The organism is Hymenobacter nivis, from assembly GCF_003149515.1.
Classification (GTDB): Bacteria; Bacteroidota; Bacteroidia; order Cytophagales; family Hymenobacteraceae; genus Hymenobacter; species Hymenobacter nivis.
In genome coordinates this window covers 922,518-948,485 of sequence record NZ_CP029145.1, presented here as the reverse complement: position 1 = coordinate 948,485, position 25,968 = coordinate 922,518, and the positions used below count along the sequence as shown (strand labels likewise).

The following is a 25,968-nucleotide window of genomic DNA, read 5'->3' as shown; positions in this document are numbered from 1 at the left end:
CTTCATCCAGTAGTGTCATGAAAAAGTCACTTGTTTTTGCCGCCCTGTTCTTTACCACCGCCGCTGCCCAGGCCCAAACCATGCCGGGCACCGTAGTCCCCACGGCGGGCACCACCGTCACCCCCGTGGTGGGCAGCATCCCCAGCGCCCCTACCACGCCCGGGGGCGTGCTCGGCACCACCCCCGGCACGGGCCTCGGCACGGCGGGTACCAGCACCACGGGCTTGTCGACCACCGGCACCGCCACGGGCCAGCCCACAGGCGGCACCAGCACCACCGGCAGCGCCCGCGGCGTACGGCGCGGCAGCACCCCGGTGGGCAGCCCCACCTCCAAGGGCGCCACCGTCCCGGGCGCCTCGACGACGGGGACGCCGACGCCGGGCGCGGTGGCAACGCCGGGCAGCGCGCCCCGCTAGTCGCTCACTCAGATTTCCCCTCAGCAGCCCCGGCAACATTGCCGGGGCCATTTTTTTGCGTCTATTTGGCTCGAATACGCGCTTCGGCTGGGGACGGGAAATAATTTCGGGGTCCCGGGCAACCCCGGGCGTCTTTTCCGCATCTACCGCGCCCAAACCGCCTTGCCTCTGCTCTTCTCTACCTTTCTGCCGTGACTGAAGCCGACCTGATTGCCGCCTGCCAGCGGGGCGAGCCCCGCGCCCAGCGCCTGCTCTACGAGCGCCTGGCGGGCCTGATGCTGACGGTGTGCCGCCGCTACCTCAAGCGCCGCGAAGACGCCGAAGAAGCCCTGCTGCTGGGCTTCGCCCAAATGTTCAGGGCCCTGCCCACTTACCGCGGCGAGGGCAGCTTCGAGGGCTGGGTGCGCCGCATCATGGTGAACCGGGCCCTGATGGAGCTGCGCCGCCGCGAGCCGCTCACGCTCTCGTTCGACGACTTCGCGCAGCCCGAAAACCTGGCCAGCACCCCCGCCACGGCCGATATCCAGCTGCAGGCCGACGACCTGCTGGCCCTGCTGGCTGAGCTGCCCGCCGGCTACCGCACCGTGTTCAACCTCTACGCCCTGGAGGGCTATGGCCACCAAGAAATCGCCGAGCTCCTGGGCATTTCGGAGGGCACCAGCAAGTCGCAGCTCAGCAAGGCCCGGGCCCTGTTGCAGCGCCGCGTGGGCCGGGCCGCCGCCGTAGCCGTGGGCAACTAGCGGTGCGCAGTCGCTGAACACAGCGCTGCCGCTATCCGCTTTTGCCAACTGCTAACTATTAACTGATAACTGAAAATTTATGCTTCCCGAAAATATTGACGATTTGTTCCGCGACGGCCTCGACGGGCACGCCACTCCGCCCGACCCGGCGCTGTGGGCCCGCCTAGCTAACGCCACCAACGCCGCCGGGGCCCCACCCGCCGCCGATGACGCCCGCCTCGACGGGCTGTTCCGCGCCGGGCTAGCCGCCCACGCCACCCCGCCCGACCGCGCCCTCTGGGAGCGGTTGGAGGACGAACACCTGCGCCCACCGGGGCGGCGGCGCACGGCCGCCTGGGGGCCCCGAGCCCTGGCTGCTGTGGTGGCCCTGCTGCTGGTAGCCGGCGGCGCCGGGCTGCTGTGGCGCCACGCCGCGGGCCTGCGCCCCGGCACCGAGCTGGCCGCCCGCCCCGGGGGGCCCGGTCCGCGTGGTGCCGTGGCCACCCGCCCCACGGCCGGGCCCCTGCACCCTAGTGCAACTGGCGAAACCAGCCGGCAAAACACTGCAACCGCCGCCGCTGGGGCCCCCACCGAAGCCCTGGCTGCTGTGGCCGCGCCGGCTGCTACCGCCGCGCCGCAGGTGGCCCTGGCCGCTGCGGGCCAACCGGGCCCCGGCCGGGCTCCGGCCCCGGAAACAGCTGCGTTGGCCACCGCTAAAAATAATTTTTCGCGCCGGGCAACCCGGTTCGCAGCGCTGGCATCTAGCGGTCCATCGGCCACCAAACGGGCGGCGGTTTCCACTTCAGTAGCGGCCCAACCGGGGCCGGCGCGGTTCGGGGCCCCGGACCCGCAAGCCCCGGCGGCGCACGGCGCGATGCCCCTGGACGCGGGGGCCCTGGCCGTTATCCCCAACCCTGTAGCCACGCCGGCCAGCGCGGCTGCGGTGATTGAAGTGGAAGTACGCCGCGGCAGCGCCGCCCCGGCCCCCGTAGCCGCGGTGGCCTCGGCCGAAACCCTGGCCGACGGCGACGACCGCTCCGCTGGCCGCCGCGTGCTGGGGGGCCTGCTCCGCCAGGCCCGCCACGTAGTGCGGGGCGAGCGGGTGAGCCTGGCCGAAGCCACCGGCCTGCCCGAGAACCTCACCCTGCAAGCCAACCTGGGCGGCCGCACCCTCTCCCACACCATTCGACTCTAACCTTGCTATTGCCTGCCCACAACACCATGAAACGCCCCTTCTTCACCCTGCTCCTCCTCGCCGCCGCCGCCGCCGGCGCCGCCGCCCCTGCTACTGCCCGCGCCGCCCGGCCGCCCAGGGCCCCCGACGATACCATTGTGGTGCGGCTGCCCAACCAGGCCACCCTTACGCTGCTGGTGCGCGACGCGGCCCAGCTGCGTGAGCTGCCCAAGTACCACCTCGACTCGCTCACGGTGCGCCTGGCCGGCTACATTGCCCAGGCCGAGGCGGCGGCCAAAACGGCCAGAACCGAGCAGGTAACGCTGGAGTTTTATCCCGATAAGGACACCCCCGGCCAGCGCCTGCCCGAGCAGATCCGCATCACCACCCACAAGCAAAACCCCAACGCCAAGCGCGTGGACGTGGCCCTGAACAAGGCCTTCAAAATCAAGGTTGATACCGACGCTGACGGCAACCGGAGCGTGAAAATCAACTCCACGCCCGGTACCACCCGCGCCGACCGCGAAGCCCACCGCGACTCGTTGCGCATTAAAAATTACGAGCGCAACACCAGCCACGTGGCCAATTTCGTGCTCGACCTGGGCCTGAACGCGCTGGCTAACCAGCACCCCGGCGCCGGCCAATCGGCCGTGGACCTGCGCCCTGGCGGCTCGCGCTACGTCAACCTGGGCTTCGACTACGCCCAGCGCCTGGGCGGCAAGCACAGCCCCCTGTACCTGGTGGTGGGCCCCGAGTTTGCCTTCAACAACTACATGCTGAACGGCAACAACAAGTGGGTGAACCAGAACAACGTAACGAGCGTCGTAGGCGAAGCCAACCCCGCCCGCCAGTACGACAAGACCAAGCTGGCCACCGCCACCGTGAACCTGCCGCTCATGCTCCAGCTCAAGCTGCACGACGCCCACTACCGGCCCACGTTTGCCCTCGCCGCCGGGGGCTTCGTGGGCTACCGCCTCGCCTCCTGGACCAAGCTCAAGTACACCACCGACGGCACTACCTACAAGGACAAAGACCACGGCAGCTACAACCTCGAAGACTTCCAGTACGGCCTGCAGGGCACCATCGGCTACGGCAACCTCACCCTATTCGCCAAGTACAACCTGAACCCACTCTTCAAAGCCGGCCAGGGCCCCGACACGCAAGTCGTCAGCTTCGGCGTGCGCCTATTCGGGAATTAACTGGAAGTGGGGAGCGAGGAGTGGGAAATGAGGAGTGGGAAATGCGAAGTGAGGCGTGAGGACCCCTAGGCCGTCATGCTGAGCGCAGCCGAAGCATCTCTCCCGCAGCAGTAATTCATTCGTTAAACGATTGGGTTAGTGACGCGGGAGAGATGCTTCACTGCGTTCAGCATGACGGCCTGGGGGCCCTATTTACCGCTCCCCGCTCCTCACCTCCTCACTGCCCGCTCCCCAAACCTCACTGCCCGCGAAAAAAATTATCGAGCAGAATAGCGGCGGAGATGGCCACGTTCAGGCTTTCGGCGCCGCCGCCGGGGCCCCGGGGGATGTGCAGGCGCTGGGTGAGGCAGGCGGCCACGGCCGGCGTGAGGCCGTGCGACTCGGAGCCCATGACCAGCACGCCGGCCGGGGCCAGGGCGACGCGGTGCACATTAGTGCCGTGCAGGTCGGCCCCGTAGATGGCGGTGCCGGCGGGCAGGGCCCCCAGCCACTCGGCCAGCGGGCGCGGCCAGATGCGGACCCGGGCGAAGCTGCCCATGGTAGCGGCCACGGTTTTGGGGGCCCAGGGGTCGGCGCAGGTGTCGCTGAGCACGAGGCCGGGGAGGCCGTACCAGTCGGCCAGCCGGATGAGGGTGCCCAGGTTACCGGGGTCGCGCACTTCATCCAGGGCCAGCACCAGGGCCCCCAGTGGCAGGGCGGGCGGTAGGGGGGCCTCGGGCGGGCGGCGGGCCACGGCCAGGGCGGTAGTGTTGGTAGCCAGGGTGCTGACCTGGGCCAGCTCGGCTTCGCTGACGAGCACGGGGGCCGGGCCGGGGGCCAATTTGGCGCGGTTTTGGTCGGCAAATTCGGGGGTGCAGAACACGGTTTCGGTTTCTACCCCGGAACTTAGCAGCTCCAGCACACTTTTGCCCCCCTCGACGAGGAAGGCGCCGTGGCGCTGGCGGTACTTTTTTTGGTGCAGCGACTGCACGTATTTGGCTTGGGCTTTTGAAATCATTGTTCTTCGTAACGAAACTTGGCGGCCGGGGCCCCTGGCGGGCCGCGGCGGCGCTGCTGCTGGTGGCCGCGGCCGCCCTGGCGGCGTGCTCGCCGCTGAAGCTGCTACGCCCGGGCCAGCGCCTGCTCAGCAAAATGGAGGTGGTGGGCGCCGACCGTGCCGACCAGGACCGCCTCGTGGCCCTGGCCCAGCAAAAGCCCAACACCCGCTTTCCGCTGCCCAAGTTAGCCATCTACCAGCTGGGGAACCACTTTTACGACTCGGCCAGCACCCGCCGGCAACTGGCGGCCATCCGCCAGGACTTTGAAAAGCGCCGCCTGGCCGCCGGCGGCGACTCGGCCAAGCTGGGGCAGCTGCTCAACCGCCGCGCGCGCCGGCTCAACCGCAAGCAGCTGGTGCTCGACAAGGGCAACGCCATCATGCGCCTGGGCGAGGCCCCGGTCATCTACGATTCGGCCAGCACCCGCCGCTCGGTGGAGCAGATGACGACCTACCTGCACAGCCAGGGCTACTTCCGGGCCCGGGTGGCGGCCACCGACACGGCCCGCTACCGCCACAACCCGCTGCTGCGGCTGCTGGCCGGCCGCCACGCCGCCGCCGACTCGGCCGACCGCGCCAAGCTGTACCGCCGCGTGAGCGTGCGCTACCGCGTGCGCCAGGGGACCCCGTTTGTGCTGAGCCAGCTCACGGCCACCATCCCCGACTCGGGGGTGGCCGCCGTGGTGCGCCGGGGCCGGGGCGCCAGCCGGCTGCACGTGGGCGGCCGCTACAACGAGGACGCCATCGGCCAGGAGCGCACCCGGCTCGAAACCTTGCTCAAGAGCAACGGCTACTACGATTTCCGCCAGGCCTACATTACCCTGGAGGCCGACACCAGCTACCAGGCCTTCACCGTGCGCCTGCGCACCAACATCGCCAACCCGGGCCCCGGCCTGGGCCACCGCGTGTACACGCTGCGCCAGGTCACGGTCATCACCGACGCTGGGGTGGGCCGTGCGCTGCGCGCGGCCGCGGCCGACACCCTGCGCCGGGCCGGCACCGGCCTGCTGGGCCGCCCCCGGCGGGGGCCCCGCCCCGACACGACGGTGGTGGACTCGGTGCACTTTGCCGCGTTTCGGCAGCGCTTCAGCCCGCGGCTGCTGGCGGGCAAGGTGGCCGTGCGCCCGGGCCAGCTGTATAGCCTGCCGCGCACCCAGCTCACGCAGCGCCAGTTTGCCAACCTCGATATGTTCCGCTTCAACCCCGTGACCTACCGCACCGTAGACGCCGACGGGGTGCCCGACAGCACGGCCACCGGCCTGCTCGACGCGGTGGTGACGGCCACGCCGGCCCCCAAGTTTCAGGAAACCACCGAGTTTGGGGGCACCTACGTGGCCAACCTCGTGGGGCCCTTCGTGAACGTGCGCTTCAAAACCCGCAACCCCTTCGGCGGGGCCGAGGTGCTGGAGCTGGGCGTGCGCGTGGGCTTCGAGGGCCAGTTTAACCGCGCCACCGCCCAGTCCGAGTACACCACGCTGTTTGGGGCCACGGCGGCGCTGGTGCTGCCGCAGTTCCTGGTGCCGTTCCGCATCGGCCGCGACTTCTCGCGCTACAGCCCGCGCACGCGCTTCTCACTCTCCGACACCTACGTGAGCCGGCCCGAGTACACGCGCACCAACGTGGAACTGACCTACGACTACATCTGGCAGCGCTCGGCGTTTCACCAGTTCGTGATTTCGCCGGTGGTGCAGAACGTAGTGAATACCACGGCCATCAGCGGCGATTTTCAGTACCGGCTCGACTCGCTGCGCCGTTTCTACGGCTCGCCACTGTACCAGTCGTTCCGGCGCATTTACGAGCCCAGCATGGCCGCCTCGTCGCTCTACAACTCCAACGACTTCAACGAAACCCGCGACGCGCGCTACTTCCGCCTGTTCGTGGAAGTGGGCGGCCTCACGCGCGAGCTCTACCGCCACGCGGCCTGGTACGACACGGCGGTGGCGGTGTACAACTTCGCCAAAATCACGGCCGACTACCGCCGCTACCACAAGCTCTCGCCCAACACGTTCCTGGTGTACCGCTTCAACGGGGGCGTGGTGCACGCCCTTACGCCCACCGACGGCCGCTACACCGTGGCCTACGACAAGTACCTGTTTGCCGGGGGCAGCAACAGCGTGCGCGCCTGGAAGCCGCGCCGCCTGGGCATCGGCGGCTTCTCGCCCACCATTACAAACGCCGACGGCACGTTGCGGCGCGACTACAACTCGGAGCAACCCGGCGAGCTGCTGCTCGAAGGCAGCGTGGAGTACCGCTTCCCGGTGTACTCGTTCGTGAAGGGGGCCGTGTTCACCGACTACGGCAACACCTGGACGATTACCGCCGACCCGCAGCGGCCGGGGGCCCAGTTCAAGCCCGGCACGTTCCTCCAGCAGTTTGCCGTGGGCTCGGGCGTGGGCGTGCGCCTCGATTTCACCTTCCTCATCCTACGCCTCGACGTGGCCGCCAAGGTGTACGACCCCAGCGCCCCGGCCGACGCGCGCTGGGCTATCAAGCGCTTCTACAAGGACACCGAGCACGAGCCGGCCTTCAACCTGGGCATCGGCTACCCGTTTTAGCCGGCGGTATACTATTGGTTTAGGAGCACTTTGAAGGCGGTCATGCTGAGCTTGTCGAAGCATCTCTCCCGCTTCGTTGAACGGCTCATACGAAGCGGGAGAGATGCTTCGACAAGCTCAGCATGACCGCCTTTGAACGGCCTTTACTCAACTCGCCTCAAAGAAATGCGCGCCGGCCGGGGCCCCAAAAACGCGCCGGTGCAACATCTTTTCGGCTGGCCGGTCCAATCCGCAGATGAGCCACTTGCCCACCCCTCCCGTGACAGACCAGCAGCTAGTGGCGCAGGTGCTGGGGGGCAATACCGCGGCGTTTGGGCAGCTCGTGCGGCGCACGGAGGGCCTGGTGACGCAGCTGGTATTTAAGATGATTCGCCACCCCGCCGACCGACCGGACATTGCGCAGGAGGTGTACCTGAAGGTTTTCAAGAATCTGGCCGGGTTTAAGTTTCAGGCAAAGCTCTCGACCTGGGTGGGCCAGATTGCCTACAATACGTGCCTGCACTACCTGGAAAAGAAGCAGCTGGTGCTGGTGGACCTGGCGGAACCCGCGCCCGACGACGCGGCGGGAGAAGGCCGCCGGGGGCCCCCAACGTTGGTAGCCGGGCCGGACTACGACCCCGAAACGGCCCTTTTCGACCAGGACCTGGCCGGTATTCTGGGCGCGGCCATCGAGCAGCTGCCCCCGCTCTACCGCACGCTGGTGGCCCTCTACCACCAGCAGGAGCTGAGCTACGAGGAAATTGGGCAGATAACTTCCCTGCCGGACGGGACGGTAAAAAACTACCTGTTTCGGGCGCGCAAACTCTTAAAGCAACGCCTGCTGGCCACCTACCAACGCGACGACCTATGACGCAGCCCCTGACGCAGCCCCATCTTTCCGACGACGACCTGCAACTTGCCGCCGCCACCGCCCCGCTGCCGGCCGCGGCCGCCGCCCACCTGCCCGGCTGCCGCCTTTGCCAGGCCCGGGCAACGGCTTACCAGCAGCTGTTTGCCGCCGCGGCCCGCCTGCCGCCGCCCGCTTTTGCGTTTGACCTCACGGCGGCGGTACTGGCCCAGCTACCCCGGCCGCAGCCGGCTTTCCCCTGGGTGCTCGCACTGGTGGCCGTGCTCGTGCTGGGCGTGGTGGGCGCGTTTATGGCCCTGTTTGGGGGCGCGCTGGGGCAGGCGTTCCACGGCTTATCAACCGGGCTGGGAGCCGGGCTTGCGGTGGTGGCCGGCTTCCTCGTGGCCGGGCAGGGCCTGGAGCTGCTGGCCCGGCACCGCCGGCAAATGCGCCTGCTCGCCTTTTCGTAATTTTTTTTGCAACCTGACCGGCGCTGGCCGGTCTCATCCGGTACCGCCACCCGGCCCAACCTATGAAACGTATCTGGCTGCTCTTACTTTTCTGCCTGACTACCTGGGGGGCCCAGGCGCAGGATGCCCCGGCCCTGGCCCTAGGCTCCGATACGTTAGAATCCCTGGCGCGCCACGTCTTTCTGCCCGGACTGGCGCTTTTTCTGCTCGGTTACTTCGTGTTGGCTGCTATCAAACTGGTCTTGAATTACCTGCTGAAGCGGCAGATAATAGCCTCGGCCGTTTCGGAAAGCATTGTTGAGCGCCTGCTGCCCGGCCCGCAGGACGAGCAGAATAAAATCGTGAAGTGGGTTGCGCTGCTGCTGAGCAGTGGCGGGGGGCTCCTGCTGTGCAGCTGGTACCCGCCGGTGGGCATTCACTCCGTTATCATTCTGCTTTTCAGCACCGCACTGGGCTTTTTGGCCTACTACCTCTACTTGCACCGCCAGGCAAAATAGGTCTTTCCACCCCCCTGCTAACCTGCCTTCCGAGGCCATCAGCTTCAGGCGGGTCGGCATGAGGTTCACGCCGACCCGCCTGAAACTAACGGCCTTGCCCCGTGGGGCCTATTCGCCCGCTGGCCTCGAAAGCCTCCAGCGCCAGGGCGCGGCCACGGCCAACGACGCTGCGCTTTTCTCCCGCTTAATCTTCCAATCCCTTATGAATCCGTCTGCCTACTCAGCTCAATCTACTAGGTATTGCCTGGTATCTTGCATTGCAAATAAAATTGTCAACCAAGTACTTACTTCAACCACCACGGCTTTAGTTACCTGGCTACGGTATCATATTCGCGGCCGTTTGGCATTTGTAAGTCTGGGAAGGACCGTGGCTTTCTTGCTGGCGGTAGTTGGCTTGTCAGCCCATCCCGCGGCAGCCCAGGGCCCCGGGCAGATAGCCGGCACGCTGCTGGACCAGCGCACGCGCCAGCCGCTGCCTTTTGCCAACGTTATCCTGCTGCGGCTGCCCGACTCCACTTTGGTGGGAAGCGCCCAAACAGCTGAAAACGGCACGTTTGCGCTGGCGGGCATTGCGCCGAACACCTACCTGCTCCGGGCCGAGGCTCTGGGGTATCAGTCCGCGTGCCGGCTCATTGCACTGCCCGCCGGGGCCCCGGCGGTGCGCCTGGGCGAGTGGCTGGTGGCGCCGGCGGCCGTGCGGCTCGGCGGCGTGGTGGTGCAGGGCGAAAGGGCGTTAATGATCAACGAGTTGGGTAAGACCGTTCTCAACGTAGCGAAGGACCTGAACAGCGCGGGCGGTACGGCGGCGGATGTGCTCCAGAAAGTACCCGCCGTGGCCGTGGACGACAACGGGCAGGTGAGCCTGCGGGGCAGCTCCAGCGTCATGCTTTACCTCGACGGCAAGCCCGCGCCCAGCAGCCTGCGCCTCGACCAGCTGCCCGCCAGCCGCCTCGAAACCATTGAGATCATCACCAACCCGGGGGCCCAGTATTCGGCCCAGGGCACGGGCGGCATCATCAACCTCGTGCAGAAAAAGCAAACCCAGCCCGGCTGGAACGGTGCGGCCCTGGCCACGGTGGGCACCCGCGCCAAGTACAGCACCTCGCTCAACCTCAACCGGCAAGTAGGCAAATTCAACTTCTTTGGCAGCGCCGACGGGCTCAATAATCAGTTCCGCGGCAGCTCGGCTTTGCAGCAGGTAGCCACGGTGGATGGCCGTACCGCCCGCACCGACCAGGTTGGCCAGAACACCCGCCGCCAGGCCAACGAGGGCCTGCGCCTGGGCGCGGAGTACGCCCCCAGCGACCAGCAGCGCTTCACCCTGGCCACTGAGTTTTACAAGAACGACCTGCACCAGACCAGCGACTTCACCACCCGGCTCACGCGGGGCCCCGGCCCGGCCATTACCCTCCTAAACCAGAACCTGGAGGTTGACAACCTCTACAACGCCCGGATTTCGGGTAATTACCGGCGCACCTGGGCCGCCCACGCCGGCCGCGAGCTAACGGCCAGCGCCACTTATATCCTGGACGGCGGCACGGTGACCACCGAGCAGCGCGTGCTGGACGGGCCGGCCAGCTACGCGCGGCAGGCGCGCCAGCAGCTACTCGACGTGACCATTCACCTGCCCTCCGCGCAGCTGGATTACGTGCACCCGCTGGACGACAAGCGCCGCTGGGGGGTGGGGGTAAAAACGGACATTGTGGTGACGCCTGGCTCGGCCGATTACGCGGTGCAGCCGGCCGCCGGGGTCGAATTCATTCGGCAAGAGGCGGGCTCATACCGCTACCACTACCAACAGGTTATCCCCCAGGCCTATGGCAATTACCAGCAGAAAGCCGGTGCGTGGGACTACCAGGCGGGCCTGCGGGCCGAATTCACGGGACTGCAAGCGCAGGTACTGCCCACGGGATCGGCCAGCCAGCGCATTTTTAACGTATTCCCTTCGGCCACGGTGGCCCGTACACTGCCCCACGAGCAGCGCCTGCAACTCAGCTACTCGCGCCGGCTGAATCGGCCCAATTTCCTGCAAATCATTGCGTTGCCCATCTATTTCGATGCCCGTAATTACGCGGTGGGCAACCCCGACCTGCGCCCCGAGTACGTGCACGTCGCGGAGCTGGGCCACCAGGTGGCGTGGCAGGCCACCACACTGAGCACCACCCTCTTCGGGCGTTTCGCCAGCCAAGCCATTCAAAGCCTGCGCACCATTGACACGCTGGCAACCCGCCTCAGCGGCCAGCCCGATTTCATTGCCCGCACCAGCTACGCCAACTTCGGCCGCACGGCCAGCTACGGGCTGGAAATCTCACTGACGCGGCCCCTGGCGGCGTGGTGGAAGCTCACGGCTAACGGCTCGTTCTACCGCAGCCAGGTGGCCAGCTACACCGGCGACGGCACCCGCGCCAACTTCACCGGCACGGCATATTTGCTCAGCACCTTCAGCCCGACCAAGGCGCTGGCCGTGCAGCTCAGCGGCAACTACCGGGCCCCGCTGGTGGTGCCGCAGGGCCGCCTGCTGGCCGTGTACGGCGTGGACGTGGCCCTGCGCCAGCGCCTGTTTCACGACCGGGCCGCCCTCACCCTGCGGGTGAGCGACGTGTTCAACACCCGCCGCCAGTACACCCAGCTGGCGGCCGGCGGCCTCGCCGCCGACCTGCAAACCAAGTACGAAACGCGCGTGGGCTACCTGGGACTTTCCTGGTTCCTGGGCAACGACAAGCCCGCCGGCGCCATCGAAAACCAGCCCAAAGGCGACGCCGGCGGCTTTGGCGGCTAGCAGTAGATTAGTATTTGAAACCGTTCCCGAATAAAATCGCACAGAAAAATAGCGTCATGCTGAGCGCAGCGCAGCATCGCTACTGCGGCAGTAAACCCAATCGATTGGACTACCTGCGCAGTAGCGATGCTTCGGCTGCGCTCAGCATGACGGCCTCACTCACAACGGGCAACTAAAAAACGCTTTAAAACGCCAGCAGCTCCCCAAGCGCCGCGGCTACTTTGGCGGCGCTTGGCAGCATCATCTTTTCCAGCTCGGCGTTGAGGGGGATGGCGGGCAGGTTGGCGGCCCCGAGGGTGAACACGGGCGCGTCGAGGACCATGAAGCAGTGGCGCTGGATGCGCCCGGCCAGGCTCTCGGCAAAGCTGTTCATAAGCGGCTCTTCGGTGAGGACCAGCACCTTGCCGTGGCGGTGCACGGCGGCCTGTACCCCCGCAAAGTCGAGCGGGTTGAGGGTGCGCAGGTCCAGAATTTCGACGCGGCCGGGGAAGTCGCGGCTGGCCGTGCGGGCCCAGTGCACGCCCATGCCGTAGGCGATGACCAGGGCCGTGCCGCCGCCGCGCAGCTGGGCCGGGTCGGCGGCCTGGGCCACGGCGGCTTTTCCCAAGGGAATGACGTAGCCGGCGGCGGGCTCCAGGGTTTTGGCCTCCTCGGTGCCGGGCACCTTGCTCCAGTACAGGCCCTTGTGCTCCAGCATAACCACCGGGTTCGGGTCCAGAAACGCGGCGCGCATCAGCCCCTTCATGTCGGCTGCGTTGCTGGGGTACACCACCTTAATGCCCCGGATGGTGAGCAGCATGCTCTCGATGGAGCCCGAGTGGTAGGGTCCCCCGCCGCCATAGGCCCCAATGGGCACCCGAATCAGGGCCGGCACCGGGAACTTGCCCATGCTCAGGTAGCAGCTCTTACTGAGCTCCTCCACCAGCTGGTTCAGGGCGGGCCAGATGTAGTCGGCGAACTGGATTTCGACGATGGGCCGGGCCCCCACGGCGGTCATGCCGGCCGTGCTGCCCACGATATAGGCCTCCTGGATGGGCATGTTGAACACCCGCTTGTCGCCGTACTTTTTAGCCAGCAGCGCCGCCTCGCGGAACACGCCGCCCAGCTCACCGCCCACGTCCTGCCCATAAAACAGGGCCTCGGGGAACTCGGCCAGAATATCGTCCACGGCGTGCAGGGCGGCGTCCACCATCAGCGCTTTTTCGGCGCCGGCGGGGGCCTGCTCGCCAGCCTCTTCGGTCACAGCGGGCGGGGCGAACTCATGGTCGGCGAAGGTGGCCGGGTCGGGGTTGGGGGCGGCCAGGGCCAGGGCCCAGTCGGCGGCCACGGTGGCCTGGGCCTGCGCGGCGAGGGCGGCCAGCTCGGTTTCGGTGGCGCCGGCGGCCAGCAGGCGGCGGTGCAGGCGGGGCAGCGGGTCGTTGGTCTGGTGCTGGGCCAGGTCGTCGCCGCGGTACCACTCGCGGCGCACGCCGCTGGTGTGGTGGCCTAGCAGCGGGCACTTGGCGTGCACCAGGGCGGGGCCCCGGCGCTGGCGCACGTGGGCGTAGGCCTCGGCCAGGCCTTTATAGGAGGAAATCAAATCGGCCCCGTCCACCCGCACGCGGTGCAGGCCGGGGAAGCCAGCGGCGAATTCGTAGGCGTCCATGGCCCGCATCTCGCGGCCGGTGGCCGAAATGCCCCAGTCGTTGTCCTGCACCAGGTACACGATGGGCAGTTGGTGCAGCACGGCCATTTGCAGGGCCTCGCTCACCTCGCCCTCCGTCATGGCCCCGTCGCCGATGGAGCACAGCACCAGCGGCGGCAGCGGCGCGGGGGCCTCGTCGGGGTCGGCGCGGGTGCCCAGCAGCGGGCGCAGGGCCTCTTGCAGCCAGGCGCCGCTGGCCCCCCCGGCGTCGGCCGGGGCGGGGGCCGGGCGCAGGCCCTGCCCTTCGAGGTAGGCCAGGGCGTGGGCCATGCCGGTGGCCGGAATGGCCTGCATGCCCGTGGCCGAGCTTTGGTGCGGGATGACGGGCACCCCCGGCCGCCGCAACGAGGGGTGCGCATAGTAGGTGCGGCCGCCGCTGAACGGGTCGTCGCCCTTGGCTAATAGCTGGAGCATCAGCTCGTAGGGCCGCAGGCCCAGGCCCAGCAGGAAGGCATCGTCGCGGTAGTATGGAGCGGCGTAGTCGGTGGCGGCGAGCAGGAAGGCGGCGGCCAGCTGCACAGCTTCGTGGCCGCGGGCGGTGGCGTGCACGTAGCGGGCGGCCACGGCTTTCTGGTCTTCGTAGAGCGCCGCCATGGCGGCAGCGGTGTGCATCAGGGCGTAGGCGCGGCGCAGCATCGCGGGGGTGAGGTCCTCGGCGGCAACGGCCAGCGGGGCGGAGTGAGACAGCATACAGGGGTTGGCGGGTGGGGCCCCCAAAGGTACGGGCGGCGGGGCCGGACCGGATGTAGCCGTACTTTTGGGCCCCTGCTTTTCGCCGTTTCACCCGCCCGGCCCCGCGCCGGTACTGCCCGTGCCCACCTCCCCCACCGTTCGCCCCGAAATTGAAGCCTGGCTGGCCGATTTTCAGCTCCGCCTCTGCGCCCATCTCGAAGCCGCCGATGGGGGCTCCGCCCGCTTCGGCACCGACGCCTGGGAGCGCCCCGGCGGCGGCGGCGGCCGCAGCAAAGTACTGGAAGACGGCGCCATCCTGGAAAAAGGCGGCGTGGGCTTCTCCGCCGTGTGGGGCGCCATGAGCGAGGCCGCCGCCCGCCAGCTGCACATGCCCGACCCCGCCTTCTATGCCACCGGCGTGAGCCTGGTACTGCACCCGCGCAGCCCGCGCGTGCCCATCATCCACATGAACGTGCGCTACTTCGAGGCCGGCAACGGCGAGGCCTGGTTCGGCGGCGGCATCGATTTAACGCCCATTTATGTGGACGAGGCCCAGGCCCGGCGCTTCCACCAGCGCCTCAAGGCAGTGTGCGACCAGCATAACCCGGCTTACTACCCGCGCTTCACGCGCTGGGCCGACGACTACTTCTACCTGCCCCACCGCCAGGAAACCCGCGGCGTGGGCGGCATCTTTTTCGACCGCCTCACGGTGGGGACCGACGGCACGGCCGAGGAATTATTCCAGCTAATTAAGGACGTGGCCGAACTGTTCGGGCCCTTCTACACCGAGCTGATGGCCGAAAACCAGGCCCTGCCCTTCGGCCCCGCCGAAGAAGCCTGGCAAACCATCCGCCGGGCCCGCTACGCCGAGTTCAACCTGGCCTTCGACCGCGGCACCCGCTTCGGCCTCGAAACCGGGGGCCGCACCGAATCCATCCTCATGAGCCTGCCCCCGCGCACCGGCTGGAGCTACCAGCCCCACCCGCCCGCCCCCGGCACCCCGGAGGCTACCACCCAGACCTGGCTGCGCAAGGGCGTCGATTGGATTAACCATGTTTAGGGCCATCTCTTCTCTCGACGACCAGTTGCTGCTGGCCGTGAACCACGCCCGGGGCCCCGCCCTCGACGCGGTGATGACCTTCGCCTCGAACCGCCTGGTCTGGTTTCCGTGCTACGCTCTGCTCATCGGGTGGCTCATCTGGCACTTCCGGCGGCGCGCCCTGCTGCTGCTGCCGCTGGTGGTCACGGCCGTGGCCCTGGCCGACAGCATCACGAGCCGCTTCTTCAAGCCGTTTTTTGCCCGCCTGCGGCCCTGCCATAACCCGGCCCTGGAGGCCCAGTTGTACCTACCCGACGGCTGCGGCGGCCAATACGGCTTCATGTCGTCGCACGCCGCCAACGGCTTTGCGCTGGCCGTGTTCCTGCTCCTCACGCTGCCCGCCGGCCGCTACCGGGCCCTGAAAACGGGGGTGTTTCTGTGGGCCAGCCTCCTCTCCTACAGCCGCATCTACCTGGGGGCCCACTTCCCCACCGACGTGCTGGGCGGGGCCCTCATCGGCGCCGGCCTGGGCTGGGGCGCCGCGGCGCTTTTCCGCCGGTCCACGGGCCCCCGGGGCCGCTGGGAATCCTTGGGGCGCGCCTGATTCTTTGGTTATTCGTTGTTATGCTCGTTACGAAGTAGGGTGCGGGGCTTGTCCCCACCCGTCGTTGAACGAAAGCCGACTGAACCGTTCAAGGACGGGCGGGGACAAGCCCCGCACCCTACTTCGTTTTCGCATTCCACTTCGTGAGCAGTATAGTTGTCAGTTATTCGTTGTCAGAAAGCGAATAACTGACAACGAATTTTTGCATAACGGCTAACACCAGAGCCCCGTAGCTGATGCTGCGGGGCCCCGGTATTACTTTTTGCGGCTGCCGGTGTGGCCGTCGCCGTGGTCGCCCTGGCCGGGCTTGCTGGTCTTTTTGGCGTCGTGCTTGTCGTCTTGCGAAAGGGATTTATGCAGTTCGACGGACGTCTCGATTTCGCCGTCTTTGTTGCGCCGGATGTAGCGCTTGTCGCCGGGGGTAGGCTCAATTTCTTCGCGTTTGCTGGACATGGCCGGGGGAGTTGGTTTGTCCGTTTACGGGCCGTGCAGCCAGGCAGTTGCGCCGCTTGGGGCCCCGGCTAGCGGCCCAGCAGCTTGGCCACGTACTTGCCCACGATGTCGAACTCCAGGTTCACGACCTCGCCCACTTGCAGCTGGTGGAAGCCGGTGTGCTCGTAGGTGTAGGGGATGATGGCCACCGCAAAAGCATCGTCGGTGCTCTCGAAGCAGGTGAGGCTAGTGCCGTTGATGCAGATGGAGCCCTTCTCGACGGTGACGCGGCCGGGGCCCGGGGCGTGCCGGAACCGGAAAATCCAGGAGCCGTTTTGGTCCTCGATGCCCACGCACTCGGCCGTGGCGTCGACGTGGCCCTGCACGATGTGGCCGTCGAAGCGGCCGTTGGCGGCCAGGCAGCGCTCCAGGTTGATTTTGCGGCCGGGGGCCCACTGGCCCAGGTTGGTCACGCGCAGGGTTTCGGCGATGGCCGTCACCACGTGGGTGCCGGCGGCCGCGTCCACGGCCACTACCGTCAGGCACACGCCGTCGTGGGCCACGCTCTGGTCGATTTTTAGCTCCACTGCAAACGGCGACTGCACGGTGAACTGGCGGTTGGTGCCGTCGGCGGCCACCGCTACCACGGTGCCCAGGGCTTCAATAATTCCGGTAAACATGGTTGCTTTTAATAGGGAACGTGCCCGGGTAACAGTTAATTCAAGCCTTCGTTTGGCCTCAGCAGATAAACGCTTATTAAATAGTATCTTATATCTTAATTACTACAATCGGCAAAGCGTTATTTGCCCCGACCTTCGAGGATGATTTTCAGCGTGTAGAGCATCACCCGGCAGTCCATGGCCAGGCTCATGTTTTCGATGTAAAGCACATCATATTTGAGGCGCTCGACCATCTGGGGCACGGTTTCGGCGTAGCCGTACTTCACCTGGCCGAGGCTGGTGAGGCCGGGGCGCACGCGGTGCAGGTGGCGGTAGTGGGGCGCGGCGCGCACAATCTGGTCGATGAAAAACTGGCGCTCGGGCCGGGGCCCCACCACGCTCATGTCGCCGCGCAGCACGTTCCAGAACTGGGGCAGCTCATCGAGGCGCACCCGGCGCATGAAGCGGCCCCAGGGCGTCACGCGCGGGTCGTGGTCGGAGCTGAGCGCGGGCCCCAGGCGCTCCGAGCCGAGGTACATCGAGCGGAACTTGATGATGGCGAACGGCACCCCGTTTTTGCCGATGCGCTCCTGCCGGTAAAATACGGGCCCCGGCGAGGAGAGCCGCACCATGCCGGCCGTTATGGCGTACGCCCACCAGGCCAGCGCCATGAAGCCCAGCGACGCCGCCACATCGAACAAGCGCTTGATGAGCGCCTGCCAGGGCGGCAGCAGATCCTGCTTGATTTCAATGAGCGGAGTACCGAACGAGTGGTTCACCTTCACCGAGCCCAGCAGGATTTGGTACAGGTCGGGCAGGATGCTGATGCGCACGGCACTGCCCTCCAGCAGGTTGAGGATTTCCTGGATGCGGCGGTGCTCGCTGGGCTCGATGGCAATGATGACCTCCTCGATGCGCAGGGCCCCCACCAGGGCCGGCAGCTGGCCGTAGGTGCCGCAGGCGGGTAGCGCTGCGGCCAGGGCCCCGTCCACGGGCCCGTCTTCGGGGGCCACGAAGCCCGCCACGCGCAGGCCCAGGTGGCGGCCGGTGCGGGCCAGGTCGCGGGCCGTGTCGAGCACCAGCGCGCTGCCCCCCACCAGCAGCGTGGGGAAGTAAATGACGCCGCGCCGCACCAGGCCCTGCACGCTGCGCACGGCGGCGATGCGCAACACAACCGTGAACGAAAAATGCAGCAGAAAATAAGCCGCCAGCGTGCGGTAGTAGAGGCGGTAGTTACTCACGCCCTGGTCGTCGAGCAGCAGGACGAAAAAGAGTACCACCACTCCCAGCGCCGACACCCGCAGCAACCGCAGCACCTCAGACAGGCGCGACTTGCGGAACACGTTGCGGTACTGCCCGGCCAGGGCGTAGAGGGCCGTCCAGGCCAGGCCAATGGCCAGGGCGGCCAGCGCCAGCGCCGCGGCCGCCTCCTGCGTGAAGCGGTAGCCCGCCAGCTCATTCAGCAGGTACTTGCGCAGCCCGAAGAACGCGGCCCAGGCCAGCAGCGCCGCCAAAAAATCGGCGGCCACAAGCTTGGCGTATTGGAGGCGGCGAAGAAGCACAGAGGGGGTAACGGGTGTATTTTTGCGGGCCCAACGCCCTGCGCGGCCCCAAAGGTAGCGCCGGCGGGGCCCACCGGCCAGCCGGGGCCCCACCCGGCACGGCCGGTTATTTTGCGTTTTTCCCGTGCCGCTTCCCTCCCCCAATTCCGCTTTTACCGCCGCCGACACCTACCGCCACCGCGGCCAGCGCCGGGCCCTGGTGGCCGCCCTGCGCGGGCGCGGCATCCGCGACGAACGGGTGCTGGCCGCGCTGGGGGCCGTGCCGCGCCACCTGTTTTTTGAGCCCGCCTTCGAGGCCCACGCCTACCACGACAAGGCCTTTCCCATCGGCGAGGGCCAAACCATCTCGCAGCCCTACACCGTGGCCTACCAGTCGGAGCTGCTGGCGGTGGGGCCCCAGCACCGGGTGCTGGAGGTGGGCACCGGCTCGGGCTACCAGTGCGCCGTGCTGCTGCGCCTCACGCCCCACGTGCACAGCATCGAGCTGAACGCCAACCTGTTTGTCGCCACCCAGCGGCGGCTGGGGGCCCTGCTGCCGCCCGGGAGCCCCGCCCCGCGGCTGCGCTGCGGCGACGGCTCGCTGGGCTGGCCCGAGGCCGCGCCCTTCGACCGCATCCTCGTCACGGCCGGGGCCCCGGGGCTGCCGCCGGCCCTGCTGCGCCAGCTAGCAGTGGGCGGACAGCTCGTCATTCCGGTGGGCCCGGCGCAGGCACAGCGCATGGTGCGCGTGGTGCGCGAAGGTCCCGACGCCTTCGCCCGCGAAGACCTGGCCCCCGCCCGCTTCGTGCCCCTGCTCGGGGCCGGTGGCTGGCAGTAAAGCCGCCAGGTAGGGCCTCGGCAAAGGCATTTCGGGGCTTGGCCCACCGGCTGTCAACAAAATCCGGCGTTACTTATATCGGGATTTACTTCTATCAGCCAACAACTTATACTGAAGGCCGCCACCCTTTGCGCGCTGCTGGGAGCCGCCGCCGTCGGGGCCCAAACGCCGCACCCGTACCAGGTAAGCGGCAACATTAAAGGCCTGGGCAATAAGCCAGTGGTGTTCGTTTACGAGCAGCACGGCCGGCAGCACCGCGACACGGTGCGCGCCACGGGCGGCCGCTTCCGCTACACGGTGCGCGCCACGGGCGGCCGCTTCCGCTACACCGTGCCGCCGACGGACGACGGCACATGCTACCTGAAGCTTGTACCGTGGCGCGTCACCACCTTTTGGGCCGAGCCGGGGGCCCTCACGTTGGCCGGGGCCCTGGCCGTGCCCGGCGAAATTGCCGTACGCGGTACGCCAGAAAACGACCTGCTCACCCAATCCGAGCAGGAAATTAGCTGGCCCTTCGAGCGGCGCCGCATCGCCCACCCCGACTCGGCCCTGGCCTTGCGCAAGCTTGCGCAGCGGCCCACCCTGGCCTTCGTGAAAACCCACGCCCAGGCCCGCACCAGCGCCGACTTACTTTACATGCAAACGATGTACGACGACCTGCCCGTGGCCGCGTATGAGCAGCTGCTGCGCGGCCTCGCGCCGGCCGTGCAGGCCAGCGCACAGGGCCGCAAAGTGGCCCGGCGGCTGGTGGCGCTGCGCAACCAGCCCGTGGTGGGCCGCCCGGCCCCGGCCTTCACCATCCCCGACACGGCCGGCGTGGCCGTGCCCCTGAGTCGCTTCAAGGGGCAGCTGGTGCTGCTCGATTTCTGGGGCCACTGGTGCGGGCCGTGCATTGCATCAATGCCCCACCTCAAGGAGGTGCAGGCCCGGTACGCCCGGCAGCTGGCGGTGGTCGGCATCGGGATGGAAAATGCGGACGACAAGCCCCAGTGGCAGCAGGCCATCCGAAAACACCAGGCCATCCGAAAACACCAGGCCAACTGGACCCAATTATCCGAGCTAAAGGGCGAGGAAGGCGTGATTGCGCAGTACAACATCACGGCCTTCCCCACCTACCTGTTGCTCGACCAGCAAGGCGTGGTGGTGGTGGAGCGCGCCAACGAGCTGGGGCCCGTCGAAGCGAAACTGAAAATGCTGGTGCCGGGCCCGTAACGACTGCCCGGTATTTGCGGCCTCACTTCGCCCTTTACCCCGCCGCCTGATGCGCAAGCAAAAGCCCGTCGCCGACTCGTTCGTCATCATGACCGGGCTGGTGCTACCAAACGACACCAACACGCTCAACAACTTAATGGGCGGCCGCAGCCTTGCACCCGCGCCCCGATTATATTGCTCCGCCATTTCATTTCTACTTACCTGGTTCGGGACCAAAACGTCGGAGCGACGCCGCGCAAAATTACCCCTGCTCCAAAAAGATATCTCCAAAAAAGCGGGGGCGGCAGGGCTAACGGCGGAGCAACTTGAGGTGCGCTTGGGCCTGCCCCCCTGTCAAGTACAAGTTGTAAACGCCGGCGGCCGGCATGTGCCCGGAAAAATCCAGCGCCTGCGTGCCCCCGGGCCCCGGGCAGGCAAATGTGCCAGTTGCTACCCGCGCGCCCATGGCCGACACCAACGCGTAGGTGACCTCGCCGGCAAATGCCTCGGGTAACGCCACCACCACCCGGCCGTCGCCGGACGGGTTGGGGTAAACCACCGCCGCGGCTACCGCCGGCGCCCCGCCCCGGGCCGCCGGAGTGGCCACGATGGAGAAGCTGACGGTGAGGGGAATGCCGGCGCCACCTGTGCCGCTGGGCCCGGCGTAGGGCGTGGCCGTGAGTTTATAAGCCCCCAGCGCCGGCGTCCACGGCACGTGAGAGCCATTGGTGTCGCCGAACAGAGCGTAGGGGGCCACGGTTTCGGTTTGGGCCCGGGCCTGGGCGCCACTTAGGGCGAAGACCACGCTGCCTACGGGGCCGGCGTAGCGCCGGCGGCCCCGGCGGCGGTTGCGGGGTCGGTGCCATCGGTGGTGTAGTACACGGTGCCCCCCGCGTTAGGGTTGGTGAGCACGAGGGCAAAGCCCGGGGCCACCGCGCCGCCCTCCTGCCCAAAGCCGGGGGCCCCCACCGTGGGGTAGTAGCCCTCGGCCACCAGCGCCGCCACCAACCGGGCCACGTTGCCGTTCATTAGCCCATCGACGCAGGCTACTTCCGGGGCCCAGTAGCCGTCGCGCGTGCGCGTCACGCCGTCGCCCAGCGCATCGCCCCAGCGGGCCGATTCGTCGACGATGGCCGTTTGAATAAAGTTGTTGACCCGGGCCCAGCGGGCGCGGGCGGCGGCGTCGGTCAGCCCGCCGGCGTTGAAGCAGTTGCGATACACGCGGTCGGCGAAGAGCTGCAGGAAGGCGAGGTTGCGCCGGGCCGCGTGCCAGAGCTTGGCCAGCGTGGAGGTGCCCGGCGTGGCCACCCGGAACTCGGGATGCACCCAGGCCCCCAGGTTCGAGCCGTTGGTCACGTCCCACGACCACTCGCAGTCCCAGGCACTGTACCAAAACGGCTGGGCCGGGGCGTTGCGGTTGGCGCCGTGGAAGTTGTTGTTGGGCCAGTCGCCCATGCCGGCCATCCAGGTCAGGATGAGGTAATCGCAAAACTTGGTTACGTCCAGGTACTGCTGGAACTGGGCATAGTTGGCCGGCACCCGCAGGTCCTGGTTCACGAGCGTGGTGGTGAGGTAGTTGAAGCGGGTGCCGTCGCCGCTGCGGATGCTGTCCTGGTCGAGGGCCATCCAGTCCGCATTGGCCCCGCCGAAGTAGTTGGCCAGCATGCCCTCGTCGGTACGCTCCACCGGGTTGTAGAGGCCCCAGTACAGGCCGTTGACGTAGAGGTGCACAAAGGTGCCGCGGCCGCCCTCGCCCGAAATAGCCTGCTGCGACTCGCGGTACCACTCGTCGTGGGTGTAGGCGGTGCGGTCGGGGTTCCAGTTGCGGGCCCAGGACCGGTTGTTGCCCGCGCGCAGCACAATTTTAGTGTCCTTAAATGTCGTGGCCGTGCCGGGGCCGTTGAAGGGCGCTTTTTGCAGCAGCTGGGTCGCCACGCGGGTGCTGAAACCCAGGGCCAGCGAGCGTTTGAGGCGGTTGGTGCTATGGGGCCCCAGGGCGCAGTTGAACTGCTCCCTGGCCCCATCGGGGTAAAATACCTCTACCGACGTGGGGTGCGACGCATCGCCCTCGTACAGGTCCCAGAAATCGTCCTTGTTCAGCACCAGCGACATGGTGGGGATGACCGTGAGGCCCGTTTTGGCGGCCGCGCGGTAGGCCGGGGCGTTCACCACGTTCGGGTCCATCTCGTAGTCGTGCACGGCCGTGGCCGTGCCCGCCCCCAGCGCATACGCGTGGTTGGGCCACCCCGCCACAGTTTTGGGCTGGCGCAGCACGTCGTTCAGAAACAAGTACGAGTGGGTGGCCACGGGCGTCGCCACGGCCCCAGCGTAGGCCACGGCGCGCACTACGCTGGTAGTGGTCAGGGCGATGGGGCCCGCGTACAGGGTGCCGGCGGTGGGCGTGGGCACCGAGCCGTCGGTGGTGTAGCATACGCGGCCGCCCGCCAAGCCCGTGCTCAACGCGAGCTGAAACGGCGCGTCGTAGAAGCCGCGCGTGCTGGAAAACGTTACGTCCTGGCCCCGGACGGCCCCGGGAAACACGAGCCAGGCAAGCAACAAGAAGAAGTAGAAGTTTTTTTATGGCCAGCAGGCAAAAGGATGGGGAAACGCGCTAGTGCGGCCGGGGCCCCGGCTGCGGGTTGGCTAGATCAATTTATTAACATAAATATATATAAAATATTATACGTTACAAGATACGCAATCCTTCCCCGCTCCGCTAAGGCAATCCTTACCAGAGCGACCATAAAATAAATTTATTTTATGGTCGCATAATATTGACTATCAATAATATATTAAATAATATATTATTTAAATTGCAGTAATAAGGCTCAGCTCGTGCAACGGCGATGACCCAGCTGAAGCATGGGTTCGGATTGTTTTTGGGCCCTTTCTCCCTTGCCTGCCCATCCCTGCCTGCCACGCTTCCAACTACCACAAACAAGCTGCCATGAAACAAATGCTCTACGCCTGCACGCAAGCCCTAAAGGCAACGTTTACCATGCTGCTGGTTTTGGCCGGGGCTGGCGGCGCGGCGCTGCTCCCCAGCCGGCCCGGACCCAGGCCCCGGCCGCCTTCAACTTCACGCCGAACGACCTGAGCGGCGCGGCCTTGACCAACCCAACCTCGCTGCAGTTTGGGCCGGATGGCCGCCTGTACGTGGCCCAGCAAGACGGGCTGATCAAGGTCTTCACCGTGAAGCGCAACAAGGCCAACGACTACGCCGTGACGGCCACGGAAACCATGGACCTGATCAACCAGATCCCGAACCACGACGATAACGGCCTGCCCAACCCGGCCGTGGCCGTGCGCCAAGTGACGGGCCTGCTGGTGATGGGCACCGCCGCCGCCCCGCTGCTGTACGTAACGTCGAGCGGCAGCCGCATCGGGGGCCCCGGCGGGAAAACCGCGCTCGACACCAACTCCGGCGTCATTTCCCAGCTCACCCGCAGCGGCGGCACGTGGGCCAAGATTGATTTGGTGCGGGGCCTGCCCCGCTCCGAAGAGAACCACTCCACGAACGGGATGCAGTTAGACCCGGTAACCAACACCCTGTACGTGGCGCAGGGCGGGAATACCAATGCGGGGTCGCCTTCCGTCAACTTCGACTACGCCTGCGAGTTTGTCCTGTCGGCGGCGATCCTGTCCGTCAACCTGACGGCCATCAACGCCCTGCCGACCAAGGGCAGCGGCAACACCGCCTACAAGTACGACCTGCCCACGCTGGACGACCCGGACCGGGTGAACGCCGCCAATGGCTCCGACCCTTTCGATCCGTTCGGCGGCAACAACGGATTGAACCAGGCCAAGATTGTGCCGGGCGGCCCCGTGCAGGTGTATTCGCCGGGCTTCCGCAACCCCTACGACCTCGTCATCACTAAGACCCGGAAGATGTACACCATCGACAATGGGGCCAACCAGGGGTGGGGCGGCTACCCGCCCAACGAAGGCACGGCCAATGTCACCAACAACTACGCCGTGGGCGAGCCGGGCTCGACCACCGCCACCGCCACCGAAGGCCCGGTGAACAACCTGGACGGCCTGCACTACATCGGCAGCCTCGGTTCGTATACGCCGGGCAGCTACTACGGAGGGCACCCCGATCCCACCAGGGCCAACCCGGCCGGCGCGGGCCTCTACACCTCCAACGGCACGACGGGCGTGTGGCGCAGCAGCAAAACGGGGCCGACCCCGCTGCCCGCCGACTGGCCACCGCGCGCGGCCCCTTCGCCGCCGACCGGTACTACGCCCCCGGCAACGTGTACGCCACGAACGCGGCCATCACCGGCACCGCCGACGCGGGCCTCTACCAAAGCGGGCGCTACGGCACCAACGGGCTGCTGAGCTACGCCCTGCCCCTGGCCAACGGCGCCTACACGCTCGTGCTCCACTTCGCCGAAATCTACTGGACAGGCCCCGGCCAGCGCGTTTTCGACGTGTCGGCCGAGGGCACCAAGGTCTTGAGCGCTTGCGATATTTACCGAAAAGCGGGGGCCCATGACGGCCACCACCGAGACCTTCGCCGTCGCCGACGGCGTGCTCAACCTCGACTTCTCCGCCCGCAACCCCGGCGGCCTCGACCAGTCCAAAGTCTCGGCCATCGAGGTCCTGGGCCAGTCCGCCGCCACCGCCCCACCGGTGGCCAGCGCCGGGCCCGTCCAGGACCTTACCCTGCCCGCCACCAGCGCAGCCCTCACCGGCGACGGTGGCGCCGGGGCCCCCGGCGCCACCGTCGCCGCCTACGCCTGGGCCCAGGCCAGCGGCCCCGCCGGGGCCCCGGCCACCTTCAGCCCCAATACGGCCGTGGCCGCCCCCACCGTCAGCGGCCTGGCCCCCGGTACCTACGTCTTCGCCCTCGTCGTCACCGACAACCTCGGCACCCCCAGCGCCCCCAGCACCACCACCGTCACCGTCAACCCCCCTCTCCCTGCGGGCGGGTCGCGGTTGGCGAGTTTCACACTGGTGAGCACCGGTACCGGGCCCGACCTGCAACCCCTGGCCGATGGGGCCGTGCTCAACCTGGCGGCTTTGCCCGCCGCAGGACTCAACGTGCGGGCCAACACCAACCCCGCGGCGGTGGGCAGCGTCGTCTTCACCCTGAGTGGCGCCCAAGCCCGGACCCAGACCGAAACCACGGCCCCCTACGCCCTGTTCGGCGACGCCAATGGGAGCTACGCGGCTTGGATACCGGCGGTGGGCAGCTACAAGCTCACGGCTACGCCCTACGCCGGGCCCGGCGGTACCGGCGCGGCTGGCACCGCCCTCACCGTCAACTTCACCGTTGTGCAGCAAGCCGCCGCTACCGCTGCGGCGAAGCATACCCCCCCAGTGGTGGTGCCCGATTTGACGGTGGCCGAGCCACCCCGGGCTTACCCCAACCCCTCGGCCGACGGCCGGTTCACCGTGGCCTTGCCGGCGGCACGGGCTGGCGAGGTAACCTACGCCTTGATGTCGGCCACCGGCGCGGTACTAATCCAAGGCACCCGCCCGCGGGAAGCCGCCGCCCTTGGTTTAGCCTTTGACTTCTCGGCCGAGATGCAGGCCCCCGGCGTGTACTACCTGCGCCTGGTTTCCCCGGGGCCCACGCTCTAGTCCTCAAGCTAGAGCGCCGGTAACGGCCAGGCCGTGCGCTTTTCACTC

Annotated in this window: 22 protein-coding genes and 2 pseudogenes; 17 read left to right on the top strand and 7 right to left on the bottom strand. The window is 67.3% G+C overall.

Features of this window, described 5'->3' with window-relative positions; translation table 11 throughout:
- The first annotated feature begins 17 nt into the window (after positions 1-17).
- The 4 genes from DDQ68_RS04095 to DDQ68_RS04080 all read left to right on the top strand — a co-directional run bounded on the left by DDQ68_RS04095 (position 18) and on the right by DDQ68_RS04080 (position 3,508).
- Positions 18-416, top strand: coding sequence for a hypothetical protein (locus DDQ68_RS04095; RefSeq protein ID WP_109655093.1), 399 nt, complete (start codon positions 18-20; stop codon positions 414-416).
- Positions 417-607: 191 nt separating this feature from the next.
- Complete coding sequence (locus tag DDQ68_RS04090) at positions 608-1,156, top strand: RNA polymerase sigma factor (RefSeq protein ID WP_109655091.1); 549 nt, start codon at positions 608-610, stop codon at positions 1,154-1,156.
- Positions 1,157-1,235: 79 nt separating this feature from the next.
- Positions 1,236-2,330 (top strand): hypothetical protein, encoded by a 1,095-nt coding sequence (locus DDQ68_RS04085; RefSeq protein ID WP_109655089.1) that lies wholly within the window; start codon positions 1,236-1,238, stop codon positions 2,328-2,330.
- A gap of 26 nt (positions 2,331-2,356) precedes the next feature.
- Positions 2,357-3,508 (top strand): porin family protein, encoded by a 1,152-nt coding sequence (locus DDQ68_RS04080; protein WP_109655087.1) that lies wholly within the window; start codon positions 2,357-2,359, stop codon positions 3,506-3,508.
- Between the two features lie 238 nt (positions 3,509-3,746).
- Here the strand turns inward: DDQ68_RS04080 and DDQ68_RS04075 are convergent, their stop codons facing one another.
- Positions 3,747-4,505: an RNA methyltransferase gene (locus DDQ68_RS04075; RefSeq protein ID WP_109655085.1), complete on the bottom strand. Its 759-nt coding sequence runs from the start codon at positions 4,503-4,505 to the stop codon at positions 3,747-3,749.
- Here DDQ68_RS04075 and tamL point away from each other — a divergent pair.
- The 5 genes from tamL (at position 4,496) to DDQ68_RS04050 (ending at position 11,671) form a co-directional block, all read left to right on the top strand.
- On the top strand, positions 4,496-7,099 hold the full coding sequence (gene tamL / locus DDQ68_RS04070; RefSeq protein ID WP_162549818.1) for a translocation and assembly module lipoprotein TamL: 2,604 nt from the start codon (positions 4,496-4,498) through the stop codon (positions 7,097-7,099). The genes DDQ68_RS04075 and tamL overlap by 10 nt on opposite strands.
- 244 nt (positions 7,100-7,343) lie before the next feature.
- Positions 7,344-7,949, top strand: a complete 606-nt coding sequence (locus DDQ68_RS04065) for an RNA polymerase sigma factor (RefSeq protein WP_245897282.1) — start codon at positions 7,344-7,346, stop codon at positions 7,947-7,949.
- Positions 7,946-8,395, top strand: a complete 450-nt coding sequence (locus tag DDQ68_RS04060) for a hypothetical protein (protein WP_109655079.1) — start codon at positions 7,946-7,948, stop codon at positions 8,393-8,395. Before DDQ68_RS04065 ends, DDQ68_RS04060 begins: the two co-directional genes overlap by 4 nt.
- Positions 8,396-8,457: 62 nt before the next feature.
- Complete coding sequence (locus DDQ68_RS04055; RefSeq protein ID WP_109655077.1) at positions 8,458-8,892, top strand: hypothetical protein; 435 nt, start codon at positions 8,458-8,460, stop codon at positions 8,890-8,892.
- 367 nt (positions 8,893-9,259) lie between these two features.
- Positions 9,260-11,671, top strand: a complete 2,412-nt coding sequence (locus DDQ68_RS04050; protein ID WP_162549817.1) for a TonB-dependent receptor — start codon at positions 9,260-9,262, stop codon at positions 11,669-11,671.
- A gap of 184 nt (positions 11,672-11,855) precedes the next feature.
- On the opposite strand, the gene DDQ68_RS04045 is transcribed toward DDQ68_RS04050, so the two are convergent.
- The gene (locus DDQ68_RS04045) at positions 11,856-14,045 is read right to left on the bottom strand and encodes a thiamine pyrophosphate-dependent enzyme (protein ID WP_109655073.1); all 2,190 of its coding nucleotides are present in this window, start codon (positions 14,043-14,045) and stop codon (positions 11,856-11,858) included.
- A gap of 67 nt (positions 14,046-14,112) precedes the next feature.
- On the opposite strand from DDQ68_RS04045, the gene hemF reads away from it, so the two are divergent.
- Together hemF and DDQ68_RS04035 are read left to right on the top strand one after the other, a co-directional pair.
- Positions 14,113-15,087 carry an oxygen-dependent coproporphyrinogen oxidase gene (hemF, locus tag DDQ68_RS04040; RefSeq protein ID WP_342767433.1) on the top strand — a complete coding sequence of 325 codons (975 nt, stop codon included), beginning with the start codon at positions 14,113-14,115 and terminating at the stop codon, positions 15,085-15,087.
- The gene (locus DDQ68_RS04035) at positions 15,080-15,670 is read left to right on the top strand and encodes a phosphatase PAP2 family protein (protein WP_109655071.1); all 591 of its coding nucleotides are present in this window, start codon (positions 15,080-15,082) and stop codon (positions 15,668-15,670) included. Before hemF ends, DDQ68_RS04035 begins: the two co-directional genes overlap by 8 nt.
- A 255-nt stretch (positions 15,671-15,925) precedes the next feature.
- Here the strand turns inward: DDQ68_RS04035 and DDQ68_RS04030 are convergent, their stop codons facing one another.
- From DDQ68_RS04030 to DDQ68_RS04020, 3 genes are all read right to left on the bottom strand, one after another.
- Positions 15,926-16,123 carry a hypothetical protein gene (locus tag DDQ68_RS04030; protein ID WP_109655069.1) on the bottom strand — a complete coding sequence of 66 codons (198 nt, stop codon included), beginning with the start codon at positions 16,121-16,123 and terminating at the stop codon, positions 15,926-15,928.
- 68 nt (positions 16,124-16,191) lie between these two features.
- On the bottom strand, positions 16,192-16,782 hold the full coding sequence (locus tag DDQ68_RS04025) for a riboflavin synthase (RefSeq protein WP_109655067.1): 591 nt from the start codon (positions 16,780-16,782) through the stop codon (positions 16,192-16,194).
- Between the two features lie 119 nt (positions 16,783-16,901).
- Positions 16,902-18,323 (bottom strand): sugar transferase, encoded by a 1,422-nt coding sequence (locus tag DDQ68_RS04020; protein WP_109655065.1) that lies wholly within the window; start codon positions 18,321-18,323, stop codon positions 16,902-16,904.
- A gap of 124 nt (positions 18,324-18,447) precedes the next feature.
- Here DDQ68_RS04020 and DDQ68_RS04015 point away from each other — a divergent pair, with 124 nt between their 5' ends.
- From DDQ68_RS04015 to DDQ68_RS23695, 3 genes and pseudogenes are all read left to right on the top strand, one after another.
- The gene (locus tag DDQ68_RS04015; RefSeq protein ID WP_109655063.1) at positions 18,448-19,140 is read left to right on the top strand and encodes a protein-L-isoaspartate(D-aspartate) O-methyltransferase; all 693 of its coding nucleotides are present in this window, start codon (positions 18,448-18,450) and stop codon (positions 19,138-19,140) included.
- Between the two features lie 219 nt (positions 19,141-19,359).
- Entirely contained in the window at positions 19,360-20,352 is a 993-nt protein-coding gene (locus tag DDQ68_RS04010) for a TlpA family protein disulfide reductase (protein WP_109655061.1), read from the top strand.
- Positions 20,353-20,401: 49 nt separating this feature from the next.
- Positions 20,402-20,506: pseudogene (locus DDQ68_RS23695) on the top strand (acyl-CoA thioesterase); the annotation flags it as partial.
- A 135-nt stretch (positions 20,507-20,641) separates the two neighbouring features.
- Here the strand turns inward: DDQ68_RS23695 and DDQ68_RS22515 are convergent.
- Both DDQ68_RS22515 and DDQ68_RS04000 read right to left on the bottom strand, forming a co-directional pair.
- Positions 20,642-21,136: a hypothetical protein gene (locus DDQ68_RS22515; protein ID WP_162549816.1), complete on the bottom strand. Its 495-nt coding sequence runs from the start codon at positions 21,134-21,136 to the stop codon at positions 20,642-20,644.
- Between the two features lie 5 nt (positions 21,137-21,141).
- Positions 21,142-22,887 (bottom strand): chitobiase/beta-hexosaminidase C-terminal domain-containing protein, encoded by a 1,746-nt coding sequence (locus tag DDQ68_RS04000; protein WP_162549815.1) that lies wholly within the window; start codon positions 22,885-22,887, stop codon positions 21,142-21,144.
- A 339-nt stretch (positions 22,888-23,226) separates the two neighbouring features.
- On the opposite strand from DDQ68_RS04000, the gene DDQ68_RS23690 reads away from it, so the two are divergent.
- The 3 genes and pseudogenes from DDQ68_RS23690 (at position 23,227) to DDQ68_RS03990 (ending at position 25,920) form a co-directional block, all read left to right on the top strand.
- Positions 23,227-24,672, top strand: a complete 1,446-nt coding sequence (locus DDQ68_RS23690) for a PQQ-dependent sugar dehydrogenase family protein (protein WP_245897280.1) — start codon at positions 23,227-23,229, stop codon at positions 24,670-24,672.
- A pseudogene (locus tag DDQ68_RS24615) lies at positions 24,588-24,770 on the top strand (malectin domain-containing carbohydrate-binding protein); the annotation flags it as partial. The gene DDQ68_RS23690 and the pseudogene DDQ68_RS24615, both read left to right, overlap by 85 nt.
- A 55-nt stretch (positions 24,771-24,825) precedes the next feature.
- Positions 24,826-25,920, top strand: coding sequence for a PKD domain-containing protein (locus tag DDQ68_RS03990; protein WP_109655057.1), 1,095 nt, complete (start codon positions 24,826-24,828; stop codon positions 25,918-25,920).
- The last annotated feature ends 48 nt before the right edge of the window (positions 25,921-25,968 follow it).